At 70.5% G+C, this 19,685-nt stretch carries 20 protein-coding genes; 8 read left to right on the top strand and 12 right to left on the bottom strand.

What is annotated here, in order from left to right:
* Positions 1 to 199 precede the first annotated feature (199 nt).
* From H5T77_RS03235 to H5T77_RS03210, 6 genes are all read right to left on the bottom strand, one after another.
* Positions 200 to 952 (bottom strand): CoA-transferase subunit beta, encoded by a 753-nt coding sequence (locus H5T77_RS03235; protein WP_292644958.1) that lies wholly within the window; start codon positions 950 to 952, stop codon positions 200 to 202.
* On the bottom strand, positions 949 to 1,818 hold the full coding sequence (locus H5T77_RS03230; RefSeq protein ID WP_292644955.1) for a CoA transferase subunit A: 870 nt from the start codon (positions 1,816 to 1,818) through the stop codon (positions 949 to 951). The genes H5T77_RS03235 and H5T77_RS03230 overlap by 4 nt, the downstream gene beginning before the upstream one ends.
* Positions 1,815 to 2,813 carry an acyl-CoA dehydrogenase family protein gene (locus H5T77_RS03225; protein WP_292644952.1) on the bottom strand — a complete coding sequence of 333 codons (999 nt, stop codon included), beginning with the start codon at positions 2,811 to 2,813 and terminating at the stop codon, positions 1,815 to 1,817. The genes H5T77_RS03230 and H5T77_RS03225 overlap by 4 nt, the downstream gene beginning before the upstream one ends.
* On the bottom strand, positions 2,813 to 3,922 hold the full coding sequence (locus H5T77_RS03220; protein ID WP_292644949.1) for an acyl-CoA dehydrogenase family protein: 1,110 nt from the start codon (positions 3,920 to 3,922) through the stop codon (positions 2,813 to 2,815). The genes H5T77_RS03225 and H5T77_RS03220 overlap by 1 nt, the downstream gene beginning before the upstream one ends.
* Positions 3,919 to 5,073, bottom strand: a complete 1,155-nt coding sequence (locus H5T77_RS03215; RefSeq protein ID WP_292644946.1) for an acyl-CoA dehydrogenase family protein — start codon at positions 5,071 to 5,073, stop codon at positions 3,919 to 3,921. The genes H5T77_RS03220 and H5T77_RS03215 overlap by 4 nt, the downstream gene beginning before the upstream one ends.
* A 124-nt stretch (positions 5,074 to 5,197) precedes the next feature.
* The gene (locus H5T77_RS03210; protein ID WP_292644943.1) at positions 5,198 to 6,043 is read right to left on the bottom strand and encodes an enoyl-CoA hydratase; all 846 of its coding nucleotides are present in this window, start codon (positions 6,041 to 6,043) and stop codon (positions 5,198 to 5,200) included.
* Between the two features lie 46 nt (positions 6,044 to 6,089).
* On the opposite strand from H5T77_RS03210, the gene H5T77_RS03205 reads away from it, so the two are divergent.
* From H5T77_RS03205 to H5T77_RS03195, 3 genes are all read left to right on the top strand, one after another.
* Complete coding sequence (locus H5T77_RS03205) at positions 6,090 to 7,268, top strand: acyl-CoA dehydrogenase family protein (RefSeq protein WP_292644940.1); 1,179 nt, start codon at positions 6,090 to 6,092, stop codon at positions 7,266 to 7,268.
* Positions 7,265 to 8,059 carry an SDR family oxidoreductase gene (locus H5T77_RS03200; protein ID WP_292644935.1) on the top strand — a complete coding sequence of 265 codons (795 nt, stop codon included), beginning with the start codon at positions 7,265 to 7,267 and terminating at the stop codon, positions 8,057 to 8,059. The genes H5T77_RS03205 and H5T77_RS03200 overlap by 4 nt, the downstream gene beginning before the upstream one ends.
* Positions 8,060 to 8,194: 135 nt before the next feature.
* Positions 8,195 to 9,343, top strand: a complete 1,149-nt coding sequence (locus H5T77_RS03195) for an acetyl-CoA C-acetyltransferase (RefSeq protein ID WP_292644932.1) — start codon at positions 8,195 to 8,197, stop codon at positions 9,341 to 9,343.
* A gap of 69 nt (positions 9,344 to 9,412) precedes the next feature.
* On the opposite strand, the gene yidC is transcribed toward H5T77_RS03195, so the two are convergent.
* The 5 genes from yidC to H5T77_RS03170 are packed head-to-tail and all read right to left on the bottom strand — an operon-like array spanning position 9,413 to position 13,002.
* The gene (gene yidC / locus H5T77_RS03190) at positions 9,413 to 10,225 is read right to left on the bottom strand and encodes a membrane protein insertase YidC (RefSeq protein WP_292644929.1); all 813 of its coding nucleotides are present in this window, start codon (positions 10,223 to 10,225) and stop codon (positions 9,413 to 9,415) included.
* Positions 10,226 to 10,282: 57 nt separating this feature from the next.
* On the bottom strand, positions 10,283 to 10,570 hold the full coding sequence (locus tag H5T77_RS03185) for a hypothetical protein (RefSeq protein WP_292644926.1): 288 nt from the start codon (positions 10,568 to 10,570) through the stop codon (positions 10,283 to 10,285).
* 35 nt (positions 10,571 to 10,605) lie between these two features.
* On the bottom strand, positions 10,606 to 11,175 hold the full coding sequence (locus H5T77_RS03180; protein ID WP_292644924.1) for a GNAT family N-acetyltransferase: 570 nt from the start codon (positions 11,173 to 11,175) through the stop codon (positions 10,606 to 10,608).
* A gap of 16 nt (positions 11,176 to 11,191) precedes the next feature.
* Complete coding sequence (locus H5T77_RS03175; protein WP_292644922.1) at positions 11,192 to 12,262, bottom strand: NAD(P)H-dependent flavin oxidoreductase; 1,071 nt, start codon at positions 12,260 to 12,262, stop codon at positions 11,192 to 11,194.
* Positions 12,259 to 13,002 carry an enoyl-CoA hydratase family protein gene (locus H5T77_RS03170; protein ID WP_292644919.1) on the bottom strand — a complete coding sequence of 248 codons (744 nt, stop codon included), beginning with the start codon at positions 13,000 to 13,002 and terminating at the stop codon, positions 12,259 to 12,261. Before H5T77_RS03170 ends, H5T77_RS03175 begins: the two co-directional genes overlap by 4 nt.
* Positions 13,003 to 13,083: 81 nt before the next feature.
* Here H5T77_RS03170 and H5T77_RS03165 point away from each other — a divergent pair, with 81 nt between their 5' ends.
* Positions 13,084 to 13,965 carry an SDR family oxidoreductase gene (locus tag H5T77_RS03165; protein WP_292644916.1) on the top strand — a complete coding sequence of 294 codons (882 nt, stop codon included), beginning with the start codon at positions 13,084 to 13,086 and terminating at the stop codon, positions 13,963 to 13,965.
* A 122-nt stretch (positions 13,966 to 14,087) separates the two neighbouring features.
* Here the strand turns inward: H5T77_RS03165 and bla are convergent, their stop codons facing one another.
* Positions 14,088 to 14,978, bottom strand: a complete 891-nt coding sequence (gene bla / locus H5T77_RS03160; RefSeq protein ID WP_292644913.1) for a class A beta-lactamase — start codon at positions 14,976 to 14,978, stop codon at positions 14,088 to 14,090.
* A gap of 142 nt (positions 14,979 to 15,120) precedes the next feature.
* Here bla and H5T77_RS03155 point away from each other — a divergent pair, with 142 nt between their 5' ends.
* The 4 genes from H5T77_RS03155 to H5T77_RS03140 all read left to right on the top strand — a co-directional run bounded on the left by H5T77_RS03155 (position 15,121) and on the right by H5T77_RS03140 (position 19,684).
* On the top strand, positions 15,121 to 16,008 hold the full coding sequence (locus tag H5T77_RS03155) for a LysR family transcriptional regulator (RefSeq protein ID WP_366816606.1): 888 nt from the start codon (positions 15,121 to 15,123) through the stop codon (positions 16,006 to 16,008).
* Positions 16,005 to 16,931 carry a serine hydrolase gene (locus tag H5T77_RS03150; RefSeq protein ID WP_292644909.1) on the top strand — a complete coding sequence of 309 codons (927 nt, stop codon included), beginning with the start codon at positions 16,005 to 16,007 and terminating at the stop codon, positions 16,929 to 16,931. Before H5T77_RS03155 ends, H5T77_RS03150 begins: the two co-directional genes overlap by 4 nt.
* A gap of 147 nt (positions 16,932 to 17,078) precedes the next feature.
* Complete coding sequence (locus tag H5T77_RS03145) at positions 17,079 to 18,365, top strand: MFS transporter (RefSeq protein WP_292644906.1); 1,287 nt, start codon at positions 17,079 to 17,081, stop codon at positions 18,363 to 18,365.
* Between the two features lie 98 nt (positions 18,366 to 18,463).
* Positions 18,464 to 19,684, top strand: coding sequence for an amino acid deaminase/aldolase (locus H5T77_RS03140; RefSeq protein WP_292644903.1), 1,221 nt, complete (start codon positions 18,464 to 18,466; stop codon positions 19,682 to 19,684).
* Position 19,685 lies beyond the last annotated feature (1 nt).

Raw genomic sequence — 19,685 nt, 5'->3', positions numbered from 1 at the left:
GTCGAGCGTGGGCCGGCCCCGCTGGTCGAGCAGTCGACCGACCCCGCTGGTCGAGCCGCGAGGCCGCCTGCGGCCGAGCGTGTCGAGACCAACACCGTCCTGTCGAGCGCCGATAGGACGGTGTTGGTCTCGACACGCCTCCGCCTAGCGGCTCCGGCGGCTCGACCAGCGGGGCCAGCCTCGCGGCTCGACCAGCGGGTCAGGCGGGGACTTCTTTGAAGCGGAGACCCTTGGGGTCTTCTGCCTCGATGATCGCCAGCTCCTCTGACGACGGATCGCGGGTGAGCGGCGCATCGGCGGCGTCGATCTCGAAGCCGGTGGCTTCCTGGAGCTCTTCGGGGGTGACGCCGGGGTGGATCGAGTCGACCTTGATCAGCCCCGAATCGTCGTAGCCGAAGACGGCGAGGTTGGTGACGACGACGCCTAGGTCGTGGAATCGTCCGGCCGTCCCGGTGGCGCGGTCGTTGCCGATGCCGCTGGCGACGTCGACGCGGTCGACGAAGATCCGGGCGGAGTGCTTGGCGACCCAGTAGTCGACGCGGTGGTTGACGGTGTTACCCGGAGCGCCGCGTACGCCGATCAGCTGCCGCTTCGGCTGACGCCAGTCGCCGATCGAGGAGATGTTCTGGTTGCCGTGGCGGTCGATCTGGCTGGCGCCCATCATCGAGTGCCGGCGGCCGCTGGCGACGATGTCGAAGATGCTGCGGAAGGGCACCCACGCCTCGGGAGTGCCGCCGGCTGCGGCGGTCTTCAGGAGCGGGGGAGCCTCGGACATCATGAACGCCTCACCGTCCGAGAGCGCGAGCTCGGGGGTGTGGGTGGCCTTCGCCAGACGTACGCCGATGGCCGGGACGATCCCGACGGCGTGGGCGAGCACCTCGCCGGAGTTCTTGAAGGCGTCGGAGACGGCGGCGACGCAGACGTCGGCCCGGGTCGCGGTCAGCGTGGTCACTTGGTGTCTCCTTCATTTGTGAACGTCTCAACGGCTGCCTGGTAGGCCGCCTCGTCCCCGGAGAGGAACCGCTGCTCGAAGGCGGCCCAGTCCTCGTCGGACTTGGCTGCCGCGGCGTACGCCTTCTGGAACGCCTCGTCGCGGCCGTAGTCCGGTTCGCAGAGCGTGAAGTGGGCGCCGCCCGGGGTCTCGACGACGTGGTTCACGAAGATCCGCGGGACCAGGAGCGTCTGGGGCGGGGCCTTGGTGGTGAGGTCGGCGGTCGAGACGACCTGCTCGACGGACATGATCGTGGTGTCGGCGGCCATCGCGAAGAGGTCGTCGAAGTAGGGGTCGGGGCCGAGGTACTGCCCGTTGCCCGCGGCATCGGCGCGGTTGAGATGGATGAGCGAGACGTCGAGGCGGAGACCGGGGACGGCGACGTACTCCTCGTCGTCATAGGGCGACTTCACCGTCTTCAGGTCCGGGTTCATCATGAGTACGTCGCTGCCGAGGCCGGCGCGGATCGGCTGGAACGAGAGCCGGTTGGCACCCGCCTTGAGCCCGGCCACGAACATGCCCTCGTCGTACTCGCTCGTCTCCGGGATCTCGCCGCGCTCGCGGGCGCGGGTGAAATTGGGGTCGAGCGGGATCGAGTCGAGCGAGACGAAGCCGTAGACGAGCTTGCGGATCTTGCCGGCGCGGGCGAGGAGGCCGACATCGGGACCACCGAAGGCGACCACGGTCAGGTCGGTGATGTCGCTGCGCAGGATCTCGCGCACCAGCGCCATCGGCTTGCGGCGGGAGCCCCAGCCGCCGATCCCGACCGTCATGCCGGACTCGATCTTGCTGGTCACCTCGCACAGCGGCAGGGTCTTGTCGATCATCGGGCTCCCTCGATGGTGGTGGGGTGGGTTGCTGCCGCGCGCCGGTGCTCGGCCGCTCGGCCGAAGAGCTGGGCGGTGGCGTGGGCGCGCTTGAAGTAGAGGTGGGCGTCGTGCTCCCAGGTGATGGCCACGCCGCCGTGGAGCTGGACCATCTCGGCCGCGACCTGCGAGAACGCGTCGCTGCACCAGGCCTTGGCCAACGACGCCCGTACGCCCTGTTCGGGCTGTCCCACGGACCAGGCCGCCGCCCAGGACATCGTGCGTGCGGTCTCGGTCTGGACCAGCAGGTCGGCGCACCGGTGCTTCAACGCCTGGAACGAGCCGAGCGGGCGGCCGAACTGGTGGCGCTCCTTCAGATAGGCGACCGTGATCTCGAGTGCGCGTGCGGCGGCGCCGGCCTGGAGGGCGGTCATCGCGGTCGCGCCGACGGCGTCGATCCTGGCCGCGTTGGCGGTGCCGATCGAGATCGCGTTCGCCCTGTCGAAGCGGACCCTGCCGAAGCGAAGCGTCTGGTCGAGACCATCGACGGCGGTGATCTCGGCGTCGGTGACTTCGAGCAGCTGGTCGCCATCGAGCGCGAGCACGATCTCGGCGCCGGGAGCGTCGAGGACGAGATCGTCGTCGAGGACGAGCGCCGCGGTAGTGCCGGCCGCGATCTGCGGGAGGAGCCGCCGCTTGGCCTCGTCGCTGCCGCCGGTCAGGAGCGCCTCGGTGGCGAGCAGCACGCCCAGGAGCGGCGACGGGGTGAGTCCGGCGCCGAGCTCCTCGAGCACGAGGTGCGCCTCCAGGTAGGTGCAGCCGGCCCCGTCGTGCTCCTCCGGGATCGCCAGCGCCGCCACCCCGATCTGCTCGGTGAGCGTCTGCCACAGCGTGGTGTCATAGCCCTCGGGTGTGGCCATCGCGGCGCGCAGATCCATCGAGGTCGCGCGCTTGGCGACCAGCGTACGCACCGTCGCGACCAGGTCGGACTGCTCCTCGGTGAGCGCGAACCTCATCAGGCGCCCTCCCCGGCGGTCGCGACCAGCGACTCGAGGATCCGCGCGCGGTGCTCGGCCGGGGTGCCCCACGCGCCGACCAGCGCGCGGACCTTGAGGATCCACAGGCTCAAGTCGAACTCGCGGGTGTAGCCGATCGCGCCGTGGACCTGGAGGGCGGTGCGCGAGGCGAGGTACGCAGCGTCGCCTGCGGCCACCTTGGCGGCCGAGACCGAGCGCGCCGCCGTCGGCGCCTCCGCCTCGAGCTCGACGGCCGCGTTGTGCACCAGCGGCGCCGCGAAGTCCAGGGCGACGCGTACGTCGGCGAGCAGGTGCTTGACCGCCTGGAACTCACCGATCGGACGCCCGAACTGCGTCCGCTGCTTCACGTAGGCGACCGAGTCGTCGAGCAGGCGGAGCCCCGCGCCGTGGAGCATCGCCGAGCAGGCGAGGGTGCCGAGGTCGATCGCCCCCGGGTCGACCGCCGCCGCAACCTCCTCGCCGGGAGTGATGTCGAACAGCCGCCGGGTCGGGTCGACCGACTTCCGCTCGGCGCCGACAACCGCGTGGAGGAGGGTCACGGACGCGGCTGTGTTGGTTTCGACACCGCTCGCTTCGCTCGCGGGCTCAACCAGCGAGGGAGCACCGCTGGTCGAGCCGCCGGAGCCGCTAGGCGGAGGCCCCGCTGAATCAGACGCAGTGAGACCAACACGGTCGCTGACCGCGTACGTACGCTCGGAGACATCGGCATCCAGGGCACGAGTGGCGTGCGCCACCGACACCAGCGCCTCGCCGGAGGCCAGCCGCTGGAGAATGTCCGAGTCGGGCGTACCGGCCAGCAGAGCCGGCGCGACGGCGACGGACTCGATCCACGGCCCGGGCACGCCGTGGTAGCCGAGCCGCTCGAAGGCCACGGCGAGGTCGACCGGCGTCGCTCCCACGCCGCCGTGTTCCTCCGGCACCAGGAGTCCGGTGACGCCGAGCTCGGCAAGCCGCTGCCACAGCTTCAGGCCGGGCGAGTGATCGCCGGCGGCCCAGGCGCGGGACGAGGAAACCACATCGGCGGCGGCCAGCAGGTCGTCGAGTGCTTCGGAGAAGGCATGCTGCTCCGGCGTACGTCCGAATCTCACTGTGCCCCACCTTTCTGGCTACCCCTCGGCAGTCCGAGCACTCGCTCGGCGACGATGTTGCGCTGGATCTGGTTGGTGCCGGCGTAGATCGGACCGGACAGCGAGAAGAGGTAGTCGTCGAGCCAGGGGCCTTCGAGCTCGGCGTCGACGCCGAGCAGCTCGAGCGCGGTCTCGTGCAGCGAGAGGTCGAGGTCGGACCACCAGAGTTTGTTGATCGAGCCCTCGGCGCCGACCGAGCCGCCGGCCTCGACATGGGTGACGGTGCCCCAGGTGTAGAGGCGGTACGCCTCCGCGCCGATCCAGGCGTCGACGACCTTCGACCCCCGGTGGTCGAGCTGGTCGAGACCACCCTCGCGATACAGCTCGACCAGCCGCTCCGCCGCCGCGCAGAACCGCCCGGGGGAGCGAAGGGACGGGCCGCGCTCGTTGCCGGCCGTCGACATCGCGACCTTCCAGCCATCGCCGACGCCGCCGAGCACGTCGTCGTCGGGCACGAAGACGTCGTCGAAGAAGATCTCGGCGAATCCGGGGGTGCCGTCAAGCTGGTCGATCGGGCGGACAGCGACGCCCTTGGCGGAGAGGTCGAAGAGGAAGTACGTCAGGCCCCGGTGTCTCTCGGCCGCCGGATCCGAGCGGAAGAGGCCGAAGCCGCGGTCGGCGAACGGCGCCCGGCTGCTCCAGGTCTTCTGTCCGTTGAGCCTCCAGCCGCCATCGACCCGCGTGGCGGTCGCGCGGAGCGAGGCCAGGTCGGAGCCCGCCTCGGGCTCGGACCATGCCTGCGCCCAGACGAGCGTCCCGTCGGTCATGTCGCGCAGGTAGCGCTCCTTCTGCGCCTCCGTCCCGTGACCGAAGACGATCGGCGCGAGCAGCGAGATGCCGTTCTGGCTGATCCGGGTGGGGGCGCCGGCGAGGTAGTACTCCTCCTCGAAGATGACCCACTCGGTCAGCGAAGCGTCACGCCCGCCGTACTTCTCGGGCCAGGCGACCACAGACCAGCGACCGGAGGCCAGGGTGCGCTCCCACTCCCGGTGGGCCGCGGCGCCTTCGGCGGTGTCCATCGAGGGCAGCCGACCGGGGTTGTTGGCGGCGAGCCAGTCGCGGGCCTCGAGGCGGAACGCCTCCTCGGCCTCGGTGAACTCGAGCGTGCTCATTGCGCTCCTTGGTCGCTGTAACACGTCGTTCGTAGGTCTTTCCGGTCGTTATAAAAGGCGAGTAGTCCTACGAACGACGTGTTACACGGGGCGTGCGTCGGCCGAAGCAGGCTGGTTTCGAGCGTCACGACTTCATCGACCTCGCGTTCATCCCAGCGAGCGAATCCTGACCGACCTCGGCGTTGTGGGCGTGGGCGGCGTGGTGGAGGCCGAAGACCGAGTCCATCCCGGCGCGCATCCCCATCAGGTCCTCGGCCTGGTTGACCGCCTTCTTGGCCAGCGCGAGCCCCAGGCGCGGCATCTCGGCGATCCGCTCCGCGAGGGCAAGCGTCTCGGACTCGAGGTCGTCGCGGCGTACGACATGGTTGACCATGCCCCAGCGCTCGGCCTGCTCGGCGGAGAACCGGCCGCCGGTGAAGAGCATCTCCTTGGCGGCGCGGGGGTTGGTGACCCATGGGTGGGCGAAGTACTCGACCCCGGGGATGCCCATCTTGACCACCGGGTCGGAGAAGAACGCGTCGTCGGAGGCGACGATGAAGTCGCAGGACCAGGCCAGCATCAGACCGCCGGCGATGCAGGCGCCCTGCACCATCGCGATCGTCGGCTTCGGCAGCTCGCGCCAGCGGCGGCACATGCCCAGGTAGACCTCGGACTCGCGCGCGAAGCGGGAGTCGACGCCCTCCTTGCCGACGTGGTCCCACCACATCACGGCCTTGCGCTCGAAGCTCTCGTCGATGTCGCGGCCCGGGGTGCCGATGTCGTGCCCGGCGCAGAAGTGCTTGCCGTTGCCGCCGAGGACGATCACCTTGATCTCGTCATCGTTGGTCGCCCGCGTGAAGGCCGCGTCGAGCGCGTAGGTCACCTTCGAGTTCTGGGCGTTGCGGTATTCGGGGCGGTTCAGCCGGACCACCGCCACGGGTCCGTGGGTCTCGTACGTCACGACACTGGTCTCGGCGGGAGTGGCGCTCATGCTTCAACGCTACCAAACAAGTGCTTGGTTTGGTAGGTTGTCCGGCATGGACCTGACCTACTCCGCCGAGGACGAGGCGTTCCGTGCCGAGGTGCGCGAGTGGCTGGCCGATCACCTGGTCGGCGAGTGGGAGGCGCTGCGCGGCACCGGTGGGAACGGGCGCGACCACGAGTCGTACGAGGGACGGCTGGCGTGGAACCGCTACCTCGCCGAGCACGGCTGGACCTGCCTGGGCTGGCCCGAGGAGCACGGCGGGCGCGGCCTGCCGCTGTTCCAGCAGGTGATCTTCCACGAGGAGTACGCCCGCGCGGACGCCCCGGTGCGGATCAACCATCTCGGCGAGGAGCTGCTCGGGCCGACCCTGATCGCCCATGGGACCGACGCTCAGAAGGAGCGGTTCCTGCCGAAGATCGTGGCCGTGGAGGAGCTGTGGTGCCAGGGCTATTCCGAGCCCGGCGCCGGGTCGGATCTCGCCGGGGTGCGCACCCGCGCCCGGCTGGACGGCGACCAGTGGGTGGTGGACGGCCAGAAGGTGTGGACATCGAACGCCCACCTCTCCGACTGGTGCTTCGTGGTGTGCCGGACCGAGCCGGGGTCCTCCCGGCACCACGGACTGTCCTACCTGCTGGTGCCGATGAAGCAGCCTGGCGTCGAGGTGCGGCCGATCCAGCAGCTGACCGGCACCTCCGAGTTCAACGAGGTCTTCTTCGACGGCGCCGTGACCGCGGCCGACCTGGTGGTCGGTGAGCCCGGCGACGGCTGGAAGGTCGCGATGGCGACCCTCGGGTTCGAGCGCGGGGTCTCCACGATCGGCCAGCAGGTCGGGTTCGCGCGCGAGTTGGAGTCGGTCGAGGCGGCCGCCCGGTCGAACGGCACCATCGACGACCCCGACATCTCTTCGCGCCTCGCCCAGGCTCACGTCGGGCTGGAGGTGCTCCGGCTGCACGCGCTGCGGACGCTCTCTGCGTACGACTCCGGATCCTCGGGCCCCGAGGCGAGCGTCTCCAAGCTGCTGTGGGCCCGCTGGCACCGCGACCTCGGGGACCTGGCGATGGACGTCGTCGGGCTCGCCGGTCTGACCACCGGCGCGGACTACGCGCTCGACCGGCTGCAGTCGCTCTACCTCTTCTCCCGTGCCGACACGATCTACGGCGGCTCGGACGAGATCCAACGGAACATCATCGCCGAGCGCGTGCTCGGCCTGCCACGAGAGGCCCGTGCATGAATCCAGAACAGCCCGCCCCCGCGTACGTCCCGGGCCACTCTCTCTTGGAAGGGCGCGTCGTCGTGGTGACCGCTGCCGCCGGTGCTGGGATCGGCGCGGCGGTGGTGCGTAAGGTGCTCGAGGAGGGCGCGAAGGCGGTCGTCGTCTCCGACACTCACGAGAGGCGGCTCAAGGAGTCGCGCGACGCGCTCGCCGAGGAGTTCGGGGAGGATCGGATCACGGCGGTGACCTGCGATGTCACGCAGGAGGACCAGGTCCAGGCGCTGCTCGACGCGGCCGAGCCGTTCGGTGGGGTCGACGTCATGATCAACAACGCCGGCCTCGGCGGGACCGCGTCGGTGCTCGAGATGACCGACGACCAGTGGTCCAAGGTCCTCGACATCACGCTGACAGGGACGTTCCGGTGCGTTCGCGCGGTCGGGCAGCGGTTCGTCGCGGCAGGCAAGCGCGGCGTCATCGTCAACAACGCCTCCGTGATCGGGTGGCGGGCGCAGGAAGGGCAGGCGCACTACGCCGCGGCGAAGGCCGGCGTGATGGCTCTGACCCGCTCGGCCGCCGCCGATCTCGCCCCGCACGGCATCCGGGTCAACGCGGTCTCGCCGTCCCTGGCGATGCACCCGTTCCTGGAGAAGGTGACGTCGCCCGAGCTGCTCGTCGAGCTCAAGGGCCGCGAGGCCTTCGGTCGCGCCGCCGAGCCGTGGGAGGTCGCCAACGTCATGGTCTTCCTCGCCTCGGACTACTCGTCCTACATGACCGGCGAGGTGCTTTCCGTCTCGAGTCAGCATGCGTAGCAGCACCCCGATGGCCGAGCGTGGCGAGACCAACACAGCCCCACCGAGCGCCGAAGGGACCGTCTTGGTCTCGACACGACGTCGCTCGTACCTCACGACGTCGGCTCGACCGACGTGGGTCAAGGAGTAGGAACATTGTCTGAGGCATTCATCATCGACGCCGTTCGTACGCCGGTTGGGAAGCGCGGAGGAGCGCTGGCGGGCGTCCACCCGGCCGACCTCGGCGCCCATTCGCTCGCCGCGCTCGTCGACCGCACCGGGATCGACCCGGGCGCCGTCGACGACGTGATCATGGGGTGCTGCGACACCATCGGCGGGCAGGCAGGCGACGTCGCGCGGACGGCTTGGCTGGTGGCGGGGCTGCCTGACCACGTACCTGGCGTGACCATCGACCGGCAGTGCGGCTCCTCGCAGCAGGCGATCCACTTCGCCGCTCAGGGGGTGATGTCCGGGACGCAGGACCTGGTCGTCGCGGGCGGACTGCAGAACATGTCGGCGATCCCGATCTCGGCGGCGATGCTGGTCGGTGCTCAGTACGGCTACACGACGCCCTTCGCCGAGTCACCCGGCTGGGTGAAGCGCTACGGCGACCAGGAGATCTCCCAGTTCCGCTCCGCCGAGATGATCGCGGAGAGGTGGGACATCTCGCGCGAGGAGATGGAGGCCTATGCGCTCGCCTCCCATCAGCGCGCCAAGACCGCGATCGCCGAGGGCCGGTTCGACCGGGAGATCGTGCCGGTGGGCGACTTCGCCGTCGACCAGTGCCCGCGTGAGACCTCGCTGGAGAAGATGGCCGGCCTCGACCCGCTCGCTCCGGGTGGCCGGATCACCGCGGCCGTCGCCTCGCAGATCTGCGACGCCTCCTCGGCTCTGCTGGTCGCCTCCGAGGCGGCCGTCCGCGACCACGGCCTCACCCCGCGCGCCCGCATCCACCACCTCTCCGTACGCGGCGACGACCCGGTCTGGATGCTCACCGGCCCGATCGAGGCGACCCGTCACGCTCTGGCCAAGACGGGCCTGTCGATCGAGGACATCGATCTCTTCGAGTGCAACGAGGCCTTCGCCTCCGTCGTCCTGGCGTGGATGAAGGAGCTCGACGTCCCGCACTCGAAGGTGAACGTGAACGGCGGCGGCATCGCCCTCGGCCACCCCATCGGCGCCACCGGTGCCCGGCTGATGACGTCACTCCTCAACGAGCTCGAGCGCATCGGCGGGCGCTACGGCCTGCAGACCATGTGCGAGGGCGGCGGCCAGGCCAACGTCACCATCATCGAGCGACTCTGATCTCGCGGTTGTGAAGCTGAGCGTGGCCTATAGACCACTCTCAGCTTCACAGCTCCCGCGCCGGCTGGGTCAGGCCGGCTGCAGTTTCAGCGTTCGGCGCTCAGCGGCGGGGGAGCCGGGGGTGGGGAACCAGCGGTGGATGACCGCGGCCTGGCCGGCGGTCCACAGACCGCTGATGACCCAGTAGACCAGCAGGGCGAGGGGGACGCTGCTGCCGGCGAGGAGCATGCCGGCGGCGGAGATGACCGGCATGAGCTCCTGGACGCGCACCATCGTCTCGGGCATGTCGGCCATGACCATGTTGGGCAGGACCCACAGCCGCTGGCTGAGATAGCTGACCAGGGCGGCGGTCGCGGCGAGGCCGAGGGTGATGACCAGATGGGCTGTGTCGCCGGAGAGGTAGCCGTGGCCGGTCAGCGGCGTGCCGAGGAAGGTCGCCGCCCCGAGCGAGGCGACCAGGGAGTCGCTCATCGCGCCGACCGCGGTGTCCCGGCTGACGTCGGAGAGCAGGTGGTAGAGCGCCAGGAAGATCGGCAGCTGAGCGAAAGCGGCGAGCATCGCGAAGCGGGGTACGCCGTGCTCCTCGTTGATCTTGCGCCGCTCCGCCATCATCGCCATCACGTCGGCCTGGCTCGGGCTGCCGGAGGAGTTCTTCTTGGTGTACTTCTTCGTCAGCGACTGTAGCTGTGGGCGGGCCCGGGCGGAGGCGTGGGCGTGGCGTACGCCGCGGACCGTGAGCGGCAGGAGGGCGAGCCGGACCAGCACCACGAGGGCCGCGATGGCGAGCAGCCAGCTGGCGTTGGGGCCGATGGCGGAGAGGACGTGGTGGGCGCCAGCGAGGACGGCCGCGAGGGCATGCGACAGCGGGGCGAGAACGGACATGGGTGTGCTCCTGAGACGAGTGGGTAGGCCTGACGGAGCTCGCCGGTGGGCGAGCGGTCAGAACTGCTCAGGAGCGCGCGGGCGGCACGGGGAGCACACCGGGTCGGTGACCCGGGCAGCCAGATGACGAGGTCCGTCGGAGACGTCCCGACGGACCGTCGAACGTGCCCTGACCAGGGCGAACGATCCGGCGTTGTGGAGCGCTCCCACCGCCAGCGCCGCGAGCGCGGTCGAGACCGCGATGGTCAGCACCGCGTGCTCGAGGTCGACGCTCAGCAGCGCCGGGAGCATCAGCGTGAAAAGTGCGACCAGCGCTACGCGCACGCGGCTCGTCTCGTCCTTCACGACGTCCACTGTACCGATCCGGGCCAACCGGGGCCTCAGCTCAGGTCGCGCCGCATCAGGATGCGGGGGTGGCCCGCGAGGACCGAGGTGGTGTCGGCGGCCCAGGTGAAGCCCGCGGCCTCGAAGTTCTTGCGGATCCCGGCGTACGCCATCGTCACGTCGACCTTGGCGCCCTGGTTGTCGAGCGGGTAGGCCTCGATGGCCGGAGCGCCGCGGTCGCGCGCGAAGTCGACGGCACCTTCGATGAGCGCGTGCGAGATGCCCTTGCCGCGGTAGCCCGGCCGGACGCGGATGCACCACACCGACCAGACCGGCAGGTCGTCGACGTGGGGGATCTTCCGGTTGCGGGCGAAGGTGGTGTCCGCACGCGGGGCGACGGCGGCCCAGCCGACCGGCTCGTCGCCCTCGTAGGCCAGCACGCCGAGCGGCCCGGAGGCGAGCAGGTCGCGGACGAACTCCCCGCGCTCCTGGCCGCGCATCTTGTTGTTGACCGTCGAGGGGATCCGGTAGCTCAGGCACCAGCAGACGCTGGCGTCGTCGCGTTTGGGGCCGACAAGGGTGCGTACGTCGTCGAAGACCTCTGCCGCGCGAACCTCGATCGTCATGGGTCCACCCTGAGGTTCAGATTCGGGCCTCGTCCAGATATTTGAGGCGGTCGGCGGCCCGGGCGACGATGCGGTCGACCAGCTCCTCGCAGGTGGGGAGGTCGTCGAGGAGGCCGACGACCTGGCCGCTGGAGAGCATGCCGGCGTTGGTGTCGCCCTCGACGAGCCCGGCGCGGAGGAGCATGGGGGTGTTGGCGGCCAGGACCACCTCGGCCCACGTCCGGTCGCCGCCGTGGACCATCGCGCGACCGTCCTTGAAGAGCGTCGACCACTTCGAACCGGACATCTCCTTGAACTGGAGCGTGCGCTTGAGGGTCCGCAGCAGCTTCGCGGTCGCCCCTTCCTTCTCCAAGGTGTCGATGAACTCGGTGCGGAGCAGACGATGCGGCATGCCGTCGGCCTTCGTCGTAACGACGGTGCCGTCGAGGCCGAAGTCGAGATAGCGGCGGCGTACGTCCTCCGGGACCGCGGAGTCGGCGGTGAGCAGGAACCGGGTGCCCATGCCGATGCCGGCCGCGCCGTAGGAGAGTGCGGCGGCGAGACCGCGACCGTCGAAGAAGCCGCCCGCGGCGACGACCGGGATGTCGACGGCGTCGAGGACGCTCGGGAGGAGCAGGGTGGTCGGGACGGCGCCGGTGTGGCCGCCGCCCTCGCCGCCCTGGATCATCACCATGTCGGCACCCCAGCCAGCCACCTTCTTGGCGTGCTTGGCCGCGCCGATCGACGGCATCACGACGACGTCGTGTTCCTTGAGCTTGCTGATGAGTTCGGGTTTGGGGGCCAGCGCGAAGCTCGCAACCTTGACGCCGTGGTCGATCAGAAGCCGGCAGCGGTCCGGGGCATCGGAGGCGTCGGCACGGAGGTTGACGCCGAAAGGCTTGTCGGTCCGGCCCTTGACCTCGACGATCGCCTTCTCGAGCTGGTCGAGGGTCATCGTGGCCGAGGCCAGGATGCCGAGCGCGCCCGCCTCGGCGGTGGCCGAGACGAGACGCGGGCCGGCGACCCAGCCCATCCCCGTCTGGACGATGGGGTGGTCGACCCCGGTGAGCTCGGTCAGCGGCGTACGGAAGGTGGGGGCGGTGGTCATCGCCCCTCCTTCACGAAGGCGTCGCGGCGCTCGTCGGCGACGCCGGCGAGGTTGAGCTCGTAGGTGAAGCCCTGCTCGAAGCGGTAGGAGGCGTTGACGTCGACCGGGTCGATGCCGTTGAGCGCGGCCTTGGCGGCGCGGATGACCCGCGGATCCTTGGCGGCGATCTGGCGCGCGACCTCGAGGGCGGCCTCGTCGAGCTCCTCGCGGGGGACGACGGCGTGGACGGAGCCGAGCTCGTGGAGGCGCTGGGCGGTGATGGTCTGAGCGGTGAAATAGAGCGTACGCAGCATGTGCTGTGGCACCAGCCGGCTCAGGTGGGTGGCGGCGCCGAGGGCTCCGCGGTCGACCTCGGGTACGCCGAAGAAGGCGTCGTCGCTGGCCACGATCGTGTCCGCGTTGCCGACCAGGCCGACGCCGCCGCCGAGGCAGAAGCCGTTGACCGCGGCGATGACGGGGACGGGGCACTCGTAGATCGCCTTGAAGGCCGCGTAGCAGCCGCGGTTGGCGCCGAGGATGCCCTCGAACCCCTCGATCTGCTGCATCTCCTTGATGTCGACGCCGGCGTTGAAGCCCTTGCCCTCGGCGCGCATGATCACGACCCGGGCGCCGTCGTGGGCGGCGGTCGTGACGGCGTCGGCGACCTCGAACCAGCCTTTCACCGGCAGCGCGTTGACCGGTGGGTGGTTCATCGTGACGACGGCGATCTGCTCGTCGGTGACCTCGGTGGAGATGCCCATGGACCGTTCCTAACCTAGCGATTGCTTGGTAGCCTAGCAGTTGCTTGGTTTCTGAACGCAAGACTGGAAAGGGACGCCACCATGGCTCGACTGCTCGAAGGCCGGATCGCGATCGTCACCGGAGCGGGGCGAGGCATCGGCCGGGCGCACGCGCTCGAGCTCGCCCGCCACGGCGCGAAGGTCGTCGTCAACGACTTCGGCGTCTCTCTGGCGGGTGAGGGCACCGGCGACTCTCCCGCGGAGCAGGTGGTCGAGGAGATCGTCTCCGCAGGTGGGGAGGCGGTTGCCAACTCCGCCGACGTGGCTGACTTCGCGGCTGCCGAGGCGATGGTGCGACAGGCCATCGAGGCGTACGGCGGTCTGGACATCCTCGTGAACAACGCCGGATTCGTACGCGACCGGATGCTCGTCAACACCTCCGAGGAGGAGTGGGACGCGGTGATCCGGGTGCACCTGAAGGGCCACTTCGCGACGCTGCGGCACGCGGGTGCGTACTGGCGGGCGGAGTCCAAGGAGGGCCGCCAGCGGGCCGCTCGGGTCATCAACACCTCCTCCGGCGCGGGCCTGCAGGGCTCGATCGGGCAGGGCACCTACTCCGCCGCCAAGGCCGGGATCGCCGGGCTGACGCTCGTCGCCGCCGCCGAGATGGCTCGTCATGGCGTCACGGTCAACGCGATCGCGCCCGTCGCCAAGACCCGGATGACCGAGGGTGCCTTCGACACCTCCGCGATGGCGCTCCCCGAGGACAACAGCCCCGTCGTCGCCTGGCTCGCCTCGGAGGACGCCCGTGACATCACCGGCCGGGTCATCGAGATCGACGGGACCGAGATCACCGTGGAGAACGGCTGGGCCCACGGCCCCTCGGCCGACGCCGGCGCCCGGTGGGAGGCCGCCGACGTCGGCCCGGCGCTGCGCAAGCTCCTCGCGCAGGCGCCGGTGCCGGAGAAGGTGTACGGAGCCTGAGCTGGCCGAGCTCAGGCCGACGCCGGGCGTGTAACACGTCGTTTGTAGGTCTATCCGGTCGTTATAACGGGCGAGTAGTCCTACAAACGACGTGTTACACGTCGCGTGGCCGCCGTCGCGGGTCAGGCGAGCTCGGAGCAGACCGTTGTCGCGATGTCCGCGAGCGGCGTGTCGAGGGGGACTGCGGCGGCGTCGTCGGAGCGAGTCAGCGCGGCGATGACGATCGGGGCACCGTCGGGGGTCCAGGTGACGCCGACGTCGTTGCGCGTGGCGTACTCGCCGCCGCCGGTCTTGTCGGCGAGGCGCCAGGAGGCGGGGACCCCGGCACCGAACCGGGTCACGGTCGACTGGTTGGCGAGCATCCAGGTGGTCAGCTGGTCGCGATCCCTGCGATCGAGGGCGTTGCCGAGCAGCAGCTTGGTGTAGGACCGGGCGATCGCGTGCGGCGTGGTGGTGTCGCGCACATCGCCGGGGATCGCGCTGTTGAGGTCGGGCTCCCAGCGGTCCAAGCGGCTCACGTCGTCGCCGAGGGAGCGGGCGAAGGCGGTGACGCCGGCCGGCCCGCCGACGAGACGCATCAGTACGTTGGCCGCGGTGTTGTCGGACCGGGTGACGGTCGCCTCGCAGAGCTGCGCCACCGTCAGGCCGTTGCGGGTGGTGAGCGAGGTGATCGGCGAGTTGGCGACGACGTCGCTCGGGTCCCAGGTCAGGCGCTGCTGGAGCGTACGCGCGGGAAGGTCTCGCAGGATCTGCGCGGCGAGCAGGGTCTTGAAGGTCGACAGCATCGGGAAGCGTTCCTCGGCACGGTGCTCGATCGTGCGTCCGGTCCTGGTGTTCTTCGCCCAGACGCCGAGCAGACGCCCGTGCTTCTGCTCGAGGGCGGCGATCGAGGCGCTGCCGGCGGCGTACGCCATCGAGCCACCGCCGGCGGTCGCAGTTGCGGTCGCGGCGACGGCGGCCGCAGCGGCGGCTCCGCCCAGGACGGCGCGGCGGCTGAGGTTCGGGTGAGTCATGGGAGTCCTTTGCTGGAGGTCGTTCCTGAGGTGGTGCGGGAATCGTGCCGCCGCCGCGGCGACGGCGTCCAAGGACGATCCGACATGGACGTATGCGCTGGTGACATGGGACGTTCTGCGGCCGATCGGACATCCTGTACGCGTGGACCTACTGCTTCATCTGCGCGGCTTCGCCGCGGTCGCCGACGAGATGAGCGTCTCGGAGGCCGCCCTGGAGCTGGGCGTCGACCAGCCGCTGCTCAGCCGTCGCCTCCGTGCGCTGGAGCGGGAGCTGGGCGTCGAGCTGCTCGATCGCAGCCGCCGTCGGATCGCGCTCACCCCGGCCGGGCACGCGCTGCTCCCGCGCGCCCGGCATCTCCTCGACCAGGCCGACCATCTGCTGCGGAGCATCCGCCGCCATGACCGGGAGCGCTTCGTGGTCGGAGTGCCGTCCGGGTGCGACCCGGCCCCGCTGGCCCGGTTGGTCGCCCTGCTGGAGACGGAAGGCGTCGAGGTACGCCTCGCGAGCGACGGCGAGGAGGCGCCCGAGTCGTCCGCCTGGCTGGTCGACGCGTGCGACCCCGACGCGGCCACTTGGGTCACCCCGCTCGGCGCCGCGACTCGGCCCGCCGAGAACCTGCCTGCCGCGACCGGGGACACGCCGCCGCCGGTGTCACTGGGCTCCCTGCGCCCCCGCAGAGGCGGGGAGCGTACGCAGGTGCTGGCTCTCCCACGAGACCTGGACGACCCCGCCGGCCGGCTGCGGCGGCTGGCGGACGGCGCGGGCATCGGCCCGACCGCCCTGCGTCGTACGCCGCACCAGCTCGCGGTGGCCGAGACCCTGGCGGGGCGCGGGACCATGGTCTGCGCACGACACGAGGCGGTGACGTACGGACTGAGCTGGTCGCCCTTCATCGACCCGGTGGCTCGCGGTCATCGGCTGGCGGAGCTGCAGCCGGTGCCGGGGCCGTTGGCTGCAGGCGAGGTGCGAGCGCAGGCGCTCGCCCTTCTCGGCGCGTGCGTCGGCGCACCTGAGGAGGGGCGCGGATGAGCCCGCTGATCGGCAGCGACCGAGGACTGATCGACCTCGCCGAGGCCACCGAGGAGCGCTTCCGGGACCTCCAGGTCAGGATCGCGTTCCTGGCCCGCGACATCGACACCGGTCAGGAGGTCGGGGTCGGCGTCGACCGCCAGCTGCCGCTGGCGTCGGTGGCCAAGGTGCCGCTCGCCCTGGTCGTCGCCGACCGGATCGCCCGCGGCGAGATCGACCCTGCCGCGAAGGTGACGCTGACCGCCGACGGGCGGAGCTATGGGCCCTTCGGCTTCTCGGCGTTCACCCACGACGTGACCTGCTCCGTCGCCGACCTGATGCTGATGATGCTCAGTCTCAGCGACAACGCCGCCGCCGATGCGCTCTTCGACAAGGTCTTGCCCCGCGAGGTCGACGAGCAGCTCGCCGAGTGGGGTGTGGAGGGGCTGCGGGTGCGCCACCGGATGCAGCCGATGTACGACTACGCCACCCGCCTCGCCGGCCACGACTTCGCCCTCGCCACCCAGCTCGCGGTCGAGGGTCGTCGCCCGGGCGGCCGGCACGTGATCGACTCCCTCGACGTCGACCGCGCCACCGTCGGCTCGCCGCGCGCCTGCGTCGACCTGCTCGAGCGGGTCTGGCGGGACGAGATCGCCAAGCCCGAGGCGACCGCCATGCTGCGCGAGACGATGGGCAAGCAGGTCTTCACCCATCGGATCGCCGCCGATCTCCTCGCCGACGACATCCAGCTCGCCGGCAAGACCGGTGGGTTCCTCACCCTGCGCCACGAGATCGCCGTCGTCACCCACCCCGGTGGCCGAGTCGCCATCGCCGCCCTCACCGACTCCGACCGTACGGCCCGGATCCAGAACGACGTCGACCTCGCCGTCGCTGCCACCGCCCGCGATGCCGTCGAGGCCCTCGCCTCCCGCCGCTTCCCCTGAGTCGAGGCGTCACGTACGTCGCCCGAGGCGTCACACCGATGCCACCTCGGCCGACGCGCCTGACGTCTCGGCCGACGGGGGTGACGTCTCGCCTAAAACAAGGTGTCAACGGCCCGGGTGCAGTGATGGAATCAGCCGGTGCCAGGCATGCCAGCCTTCCTCAAGAACCTGATCCCGCCGACGCCGTTGTCGCGGCGGTTGGCGACGCAGTCGCTGCTCTTCGCGGCAGGGGACGGCACCTTCAACACCGCGGCCGCGTTCTACCTGGTCGCGTTCGTCGGCCTGAGCCCGGCGCAGATCGGTGTGGGCCTGACGGTGGCGGGGATCGCGTCGTTCCTCACCGCCTACCCGATGGGCAAGCTGGCCGACCTGATCGGTCCCAAGCGGGTCTGGGCGATCAGTGCGCTGATCAGCGCACTGATGTTCGCGACCATGCCGTTCATCCACGGCTTCTGGGCCTACCTGTGCGTCATCGTCGTCTTCGAGGTGGTCAACAACGCGGGCGGCGCCGGCCGGAATGCGTACGTCCTCGATGTCCTCCCCGACAAGGAGCGGGTCCAGACCCAGGCGTTCATGTACTCCAGCCTCAACCTCGGCTTCACCATCGGCGCCCTGATCGCCGGTATCGCGCTCGCGATGGAGACCGACACGGTCCTCAAGTGGGGCGTGCCGTTCTTCGCGCTGGCCATCGGGATCGCCAACTCGGTCTGGATCACCCGGCTGCCGATGGCTCCCCACGACGTACGTCGCGCCGCGGGCGAGATCGTCGAGAAGCTGCCGGGGCCGGGTGCGCTGCGCAACGTCGGCTGGCTGCTGGTGACGACCTTCACCGGCACGCTGTGGTCCAACCAGGTGCTGCTGCACACCGTGATCCCGTTGTGGCTGGTCGAGTACACCGACTCGCCGCGCTGGCTCCTGGCCTGGCTCTTCGCCACCAACACGGTGCTGTGCATCATCCTTCCGGCCTACACCTCGAAGGGCGTCCGCAACGTCCGCGACGCGTTGCGGCGGGTGTGGTGGAGCAGTGCGTTCTTCGTCGCCGCGTGCGCGATCACGCTGGTCACCCACGACACCCGCGGGTTCCTCACCATCTTCCTGGTCTGGGTCGGCCATGTGGCCGTGACCGGCGCCGAGCTCGCCGTCGGCTCCGCCTCGTGGGCGTTCCAGGCCGAGCTCATGGACCCCGACCGGCGCGGTGAGTACCAAGGCGTCGCCGGCATCGGCCGCCAGCTCGGCGGCGCTTGGGCCCCGGCGCTGTTCACGTTCCTCGCCATGGGCTGGCATCCCGACTTCTACAGCGGCGCCGGCTGGGTCGTCATCGCCGCCATCATCGTCGTCGCCGCGGCCGGCATGGGTCCGTCGACCAGGATGGCCGTACGTTTCAAGCAGGCCCATTTCCCGCGCGAGGACGAGCCGGAGCCGGCCGCCGCCTAGCCCACGTCGGCGGGGAGGTCAACGCTTTGGCCGCCGGGCGGAACAGTTGCCCGAAGGACGTTGACGCGGGTGCCGCGCGGGGCATAGACACGTGCGTCGTGGTTAAGCCCTCTATCCAACGCTCCCACCATCTCTCGGCCCAGCAGCACGAACGACTCGACCGCGCGACCGCCTGCCTCGACGGGCCCGTCGGGGTGGTGGACCTGCAGGCTTTCGACGCCAACACCGACGACCTTGTGCGCCGCGCCGCCGGAACCCCGATCAGGGTGGCGAGCAAGTCCGTACGCTGCCGGGCGCTGATCGACCGCGTGCTCGCCCGCGAGGGATATGAGGGGATCCTGGCGTTCACGCTGGCCGAGGCGCTGTGGCTGGCCGAGACGCACTACGACATCGTGATCGGCTATCCGACCGCGGACCGCGCCGGGCTCGCGGCCCTCGCGAACGACGAGGAGAAGCTCGCCCGGATCACGCTGATGGTCGACAGCGCCGAGGGGTTGGCGTTGGTCAAGGCCGAGATCGGTACTCCGGCCGCTCCCGTACGCGTCGCCATCGACCTCGACGCCGCCCTGGTCATCGCGCACCGCATCTGGTTCGGTGCCCGCCGCTCCCCGGTGCGCACGCCCGAGGACGCCGTCGCCCTCGCCCGGATCGTCGCCGAGGATCCGGCCTTCCAGCTGGTCGGGCTGATGGCCTACGAGGGTCAGGTCGCCGGCGCCGTCGACCGTCCGCTGGGCGGCAACCCGCCCGCGGCCGTCATCAGAAGGATGAAGAGGGCCGCCATCGCCGAGATCGCCGAGCGGCGCGGGAAGATCGTCGCCGCCGTGCGCTCGCTGGCGGACCTCGAGTTCGTCAACGGCGGCGGCACGGGCTCGATCGAGTCCACCCGCGCCGACCTCTCGGTGACCGAGATCGCGGCCGGGTCCGGGCTCTACGGGCCGACCCTCTTCGACCGCTACGATGCCTTCACGCCCCATCCGGCGGCCTACTTCGGGCTGAGTGTCGTCCGGCGCCCCGCGGCCGGAATCGTCACCGTCGCCGGCGGCGGCTGGATCGCCTCCGGCCCGCCCGGGCACGACCGGGTCCCGACCCCGACCTACCCCTTCGGGCTGGAGTACGTCGGAACCGAAGGCGCCGGGGAGGTCCAGACGCCGCTGCGCGGGCATGCCGCCGCCCAGCTCGCGATCGGAGACAAGGTCTGGTTCCGCCATGCCAAGGCCGGTGAGGTCTGCGAGCGGCTCGACGTCCTCCAGCTGATCGAGGGCGACTCGATCATCACCGTCGCGCCGACCTACCGCGGCGAGGGCCAGACGTTCCTGTGAC

Origin of the sequence: Nocardioides sp. (assembly GCF_014360585.1) — a bacterium.
Lineage (GTDB): Bacteria > Actinomycetota > Actinomycetes > Propionibacteriales > Nocardioidaceae > Nocardioides.
This window is presented reverse-complemented; position numbering and strand designations above follow the sequence as displayed.

What these genes read in the sequence shown, in the direction of transcription:
- H5T77_RS03225 (WP_292644952.1), bottom strand. Translation starts at nt 2,813, where the DNA reads ATGAGGTTCGCGCTCACCGAGGAGCAGTCCGACCTGGTCGCGACGGTG.
- H5T77_RS03145 (WP_292644906.1), top strand. Translation starts at nt 17,079, where the DNA reads ATGCCAGCCTTCCTCAAGAACCTGATCCCGCCGACGCCGTTGTCGCGG.
- H5T77_RS03205 (WP_292644940.1), top strand. Translation starts at nt 6,090, where the DNA reads ATGGACCTGACCTACTCCGCCGAGGACGAGGCGTTCCGTGCCGAGGTG.
- yidC (WP_292644929.1), bottom strand. Translation starts at nt 10,225, where the DNA reads ATGTCCGTTCTCGCCCCGCTGTCGCATGCCCTCGCGGCCGTCCTCGCT.
- H5T77_RS03180 (WP_292644924.1), bottom strand. Translation starts at nt 11,175, where the DNA reads ATGACGATCGAGGTTCGCGCGGCAGAGGTCTTCGACGACGTACGCACC.
- H5T77_RS03210 (WP_292644943.1), bottom strand. Translation starts at nt 6,043, where the DNA reads ATGAGCGCCACTCCCGCCGAGACCAGTGTCGTGACGTACGAGACCCAC.
- H5T77_RS03165 (WP_292644916.1), top strand. Translation starts at nt 13,084, where the DNA reads ATGGCTCGACTGCTCGAAGGCCGGATCGCGATCGTCACCGGAGCGGGG.
- H5T77_RS03150 (WP_292644909.1), top strand. Translation starts at nt 16,005, where the DNA reads ATGAGCCCGCTGATCGGCAGCGACCGAGGACTGATCGACCTCGCCGAG.
- bla (WP_292644913.1), bottom strand. Translation starts at nt 14,978, where the DNA reads ATGACTCACCCGAACCTCAGCCGCCGCGCCGTCCTGGGCGGAGCCGCC.
- H5T77_RS03200 (WP_292644935.1), top strand. Translation starts at nt 7,265, where the DNA reads ATGAATCCAGAACAGCCCGCCCCCGCGTACGTCCCGGGCCACTCTCTC.
- H5T77_RS03170 (WP_292644919.1), bottom strand. Translation starts at nt 13,002, where the DNA reads ATGGGCATCTCCACCGAGGTCACCGACGAGCAGATCGCCGTCGTCACG.
- H5T77_RS03175 (WP_292644922.1), bottom strand. Translation starts at nt 12,262, where the DNA reads ATGACCACCGCCCCCACCTTCCGTACGCCGCTGACCGAGCTCACCGGG.
- H5T77_RS03215 (WP_292644946.1), bottom strand. Translation starts at nt 5,073, where the DNA reads ATGAGCACGCTCGAGTTCACCGAGGCCGAGGAGGCGTTCCGCCTCGAG.
- H5T77_RS03230 (WP_292644955.1), bottom strand. Translation starts at nt 1,818, where the DNA reads ATGATCGACAAGACCCTGCCGCTGTGCGAGGTGACCAGCAAGATCGAG.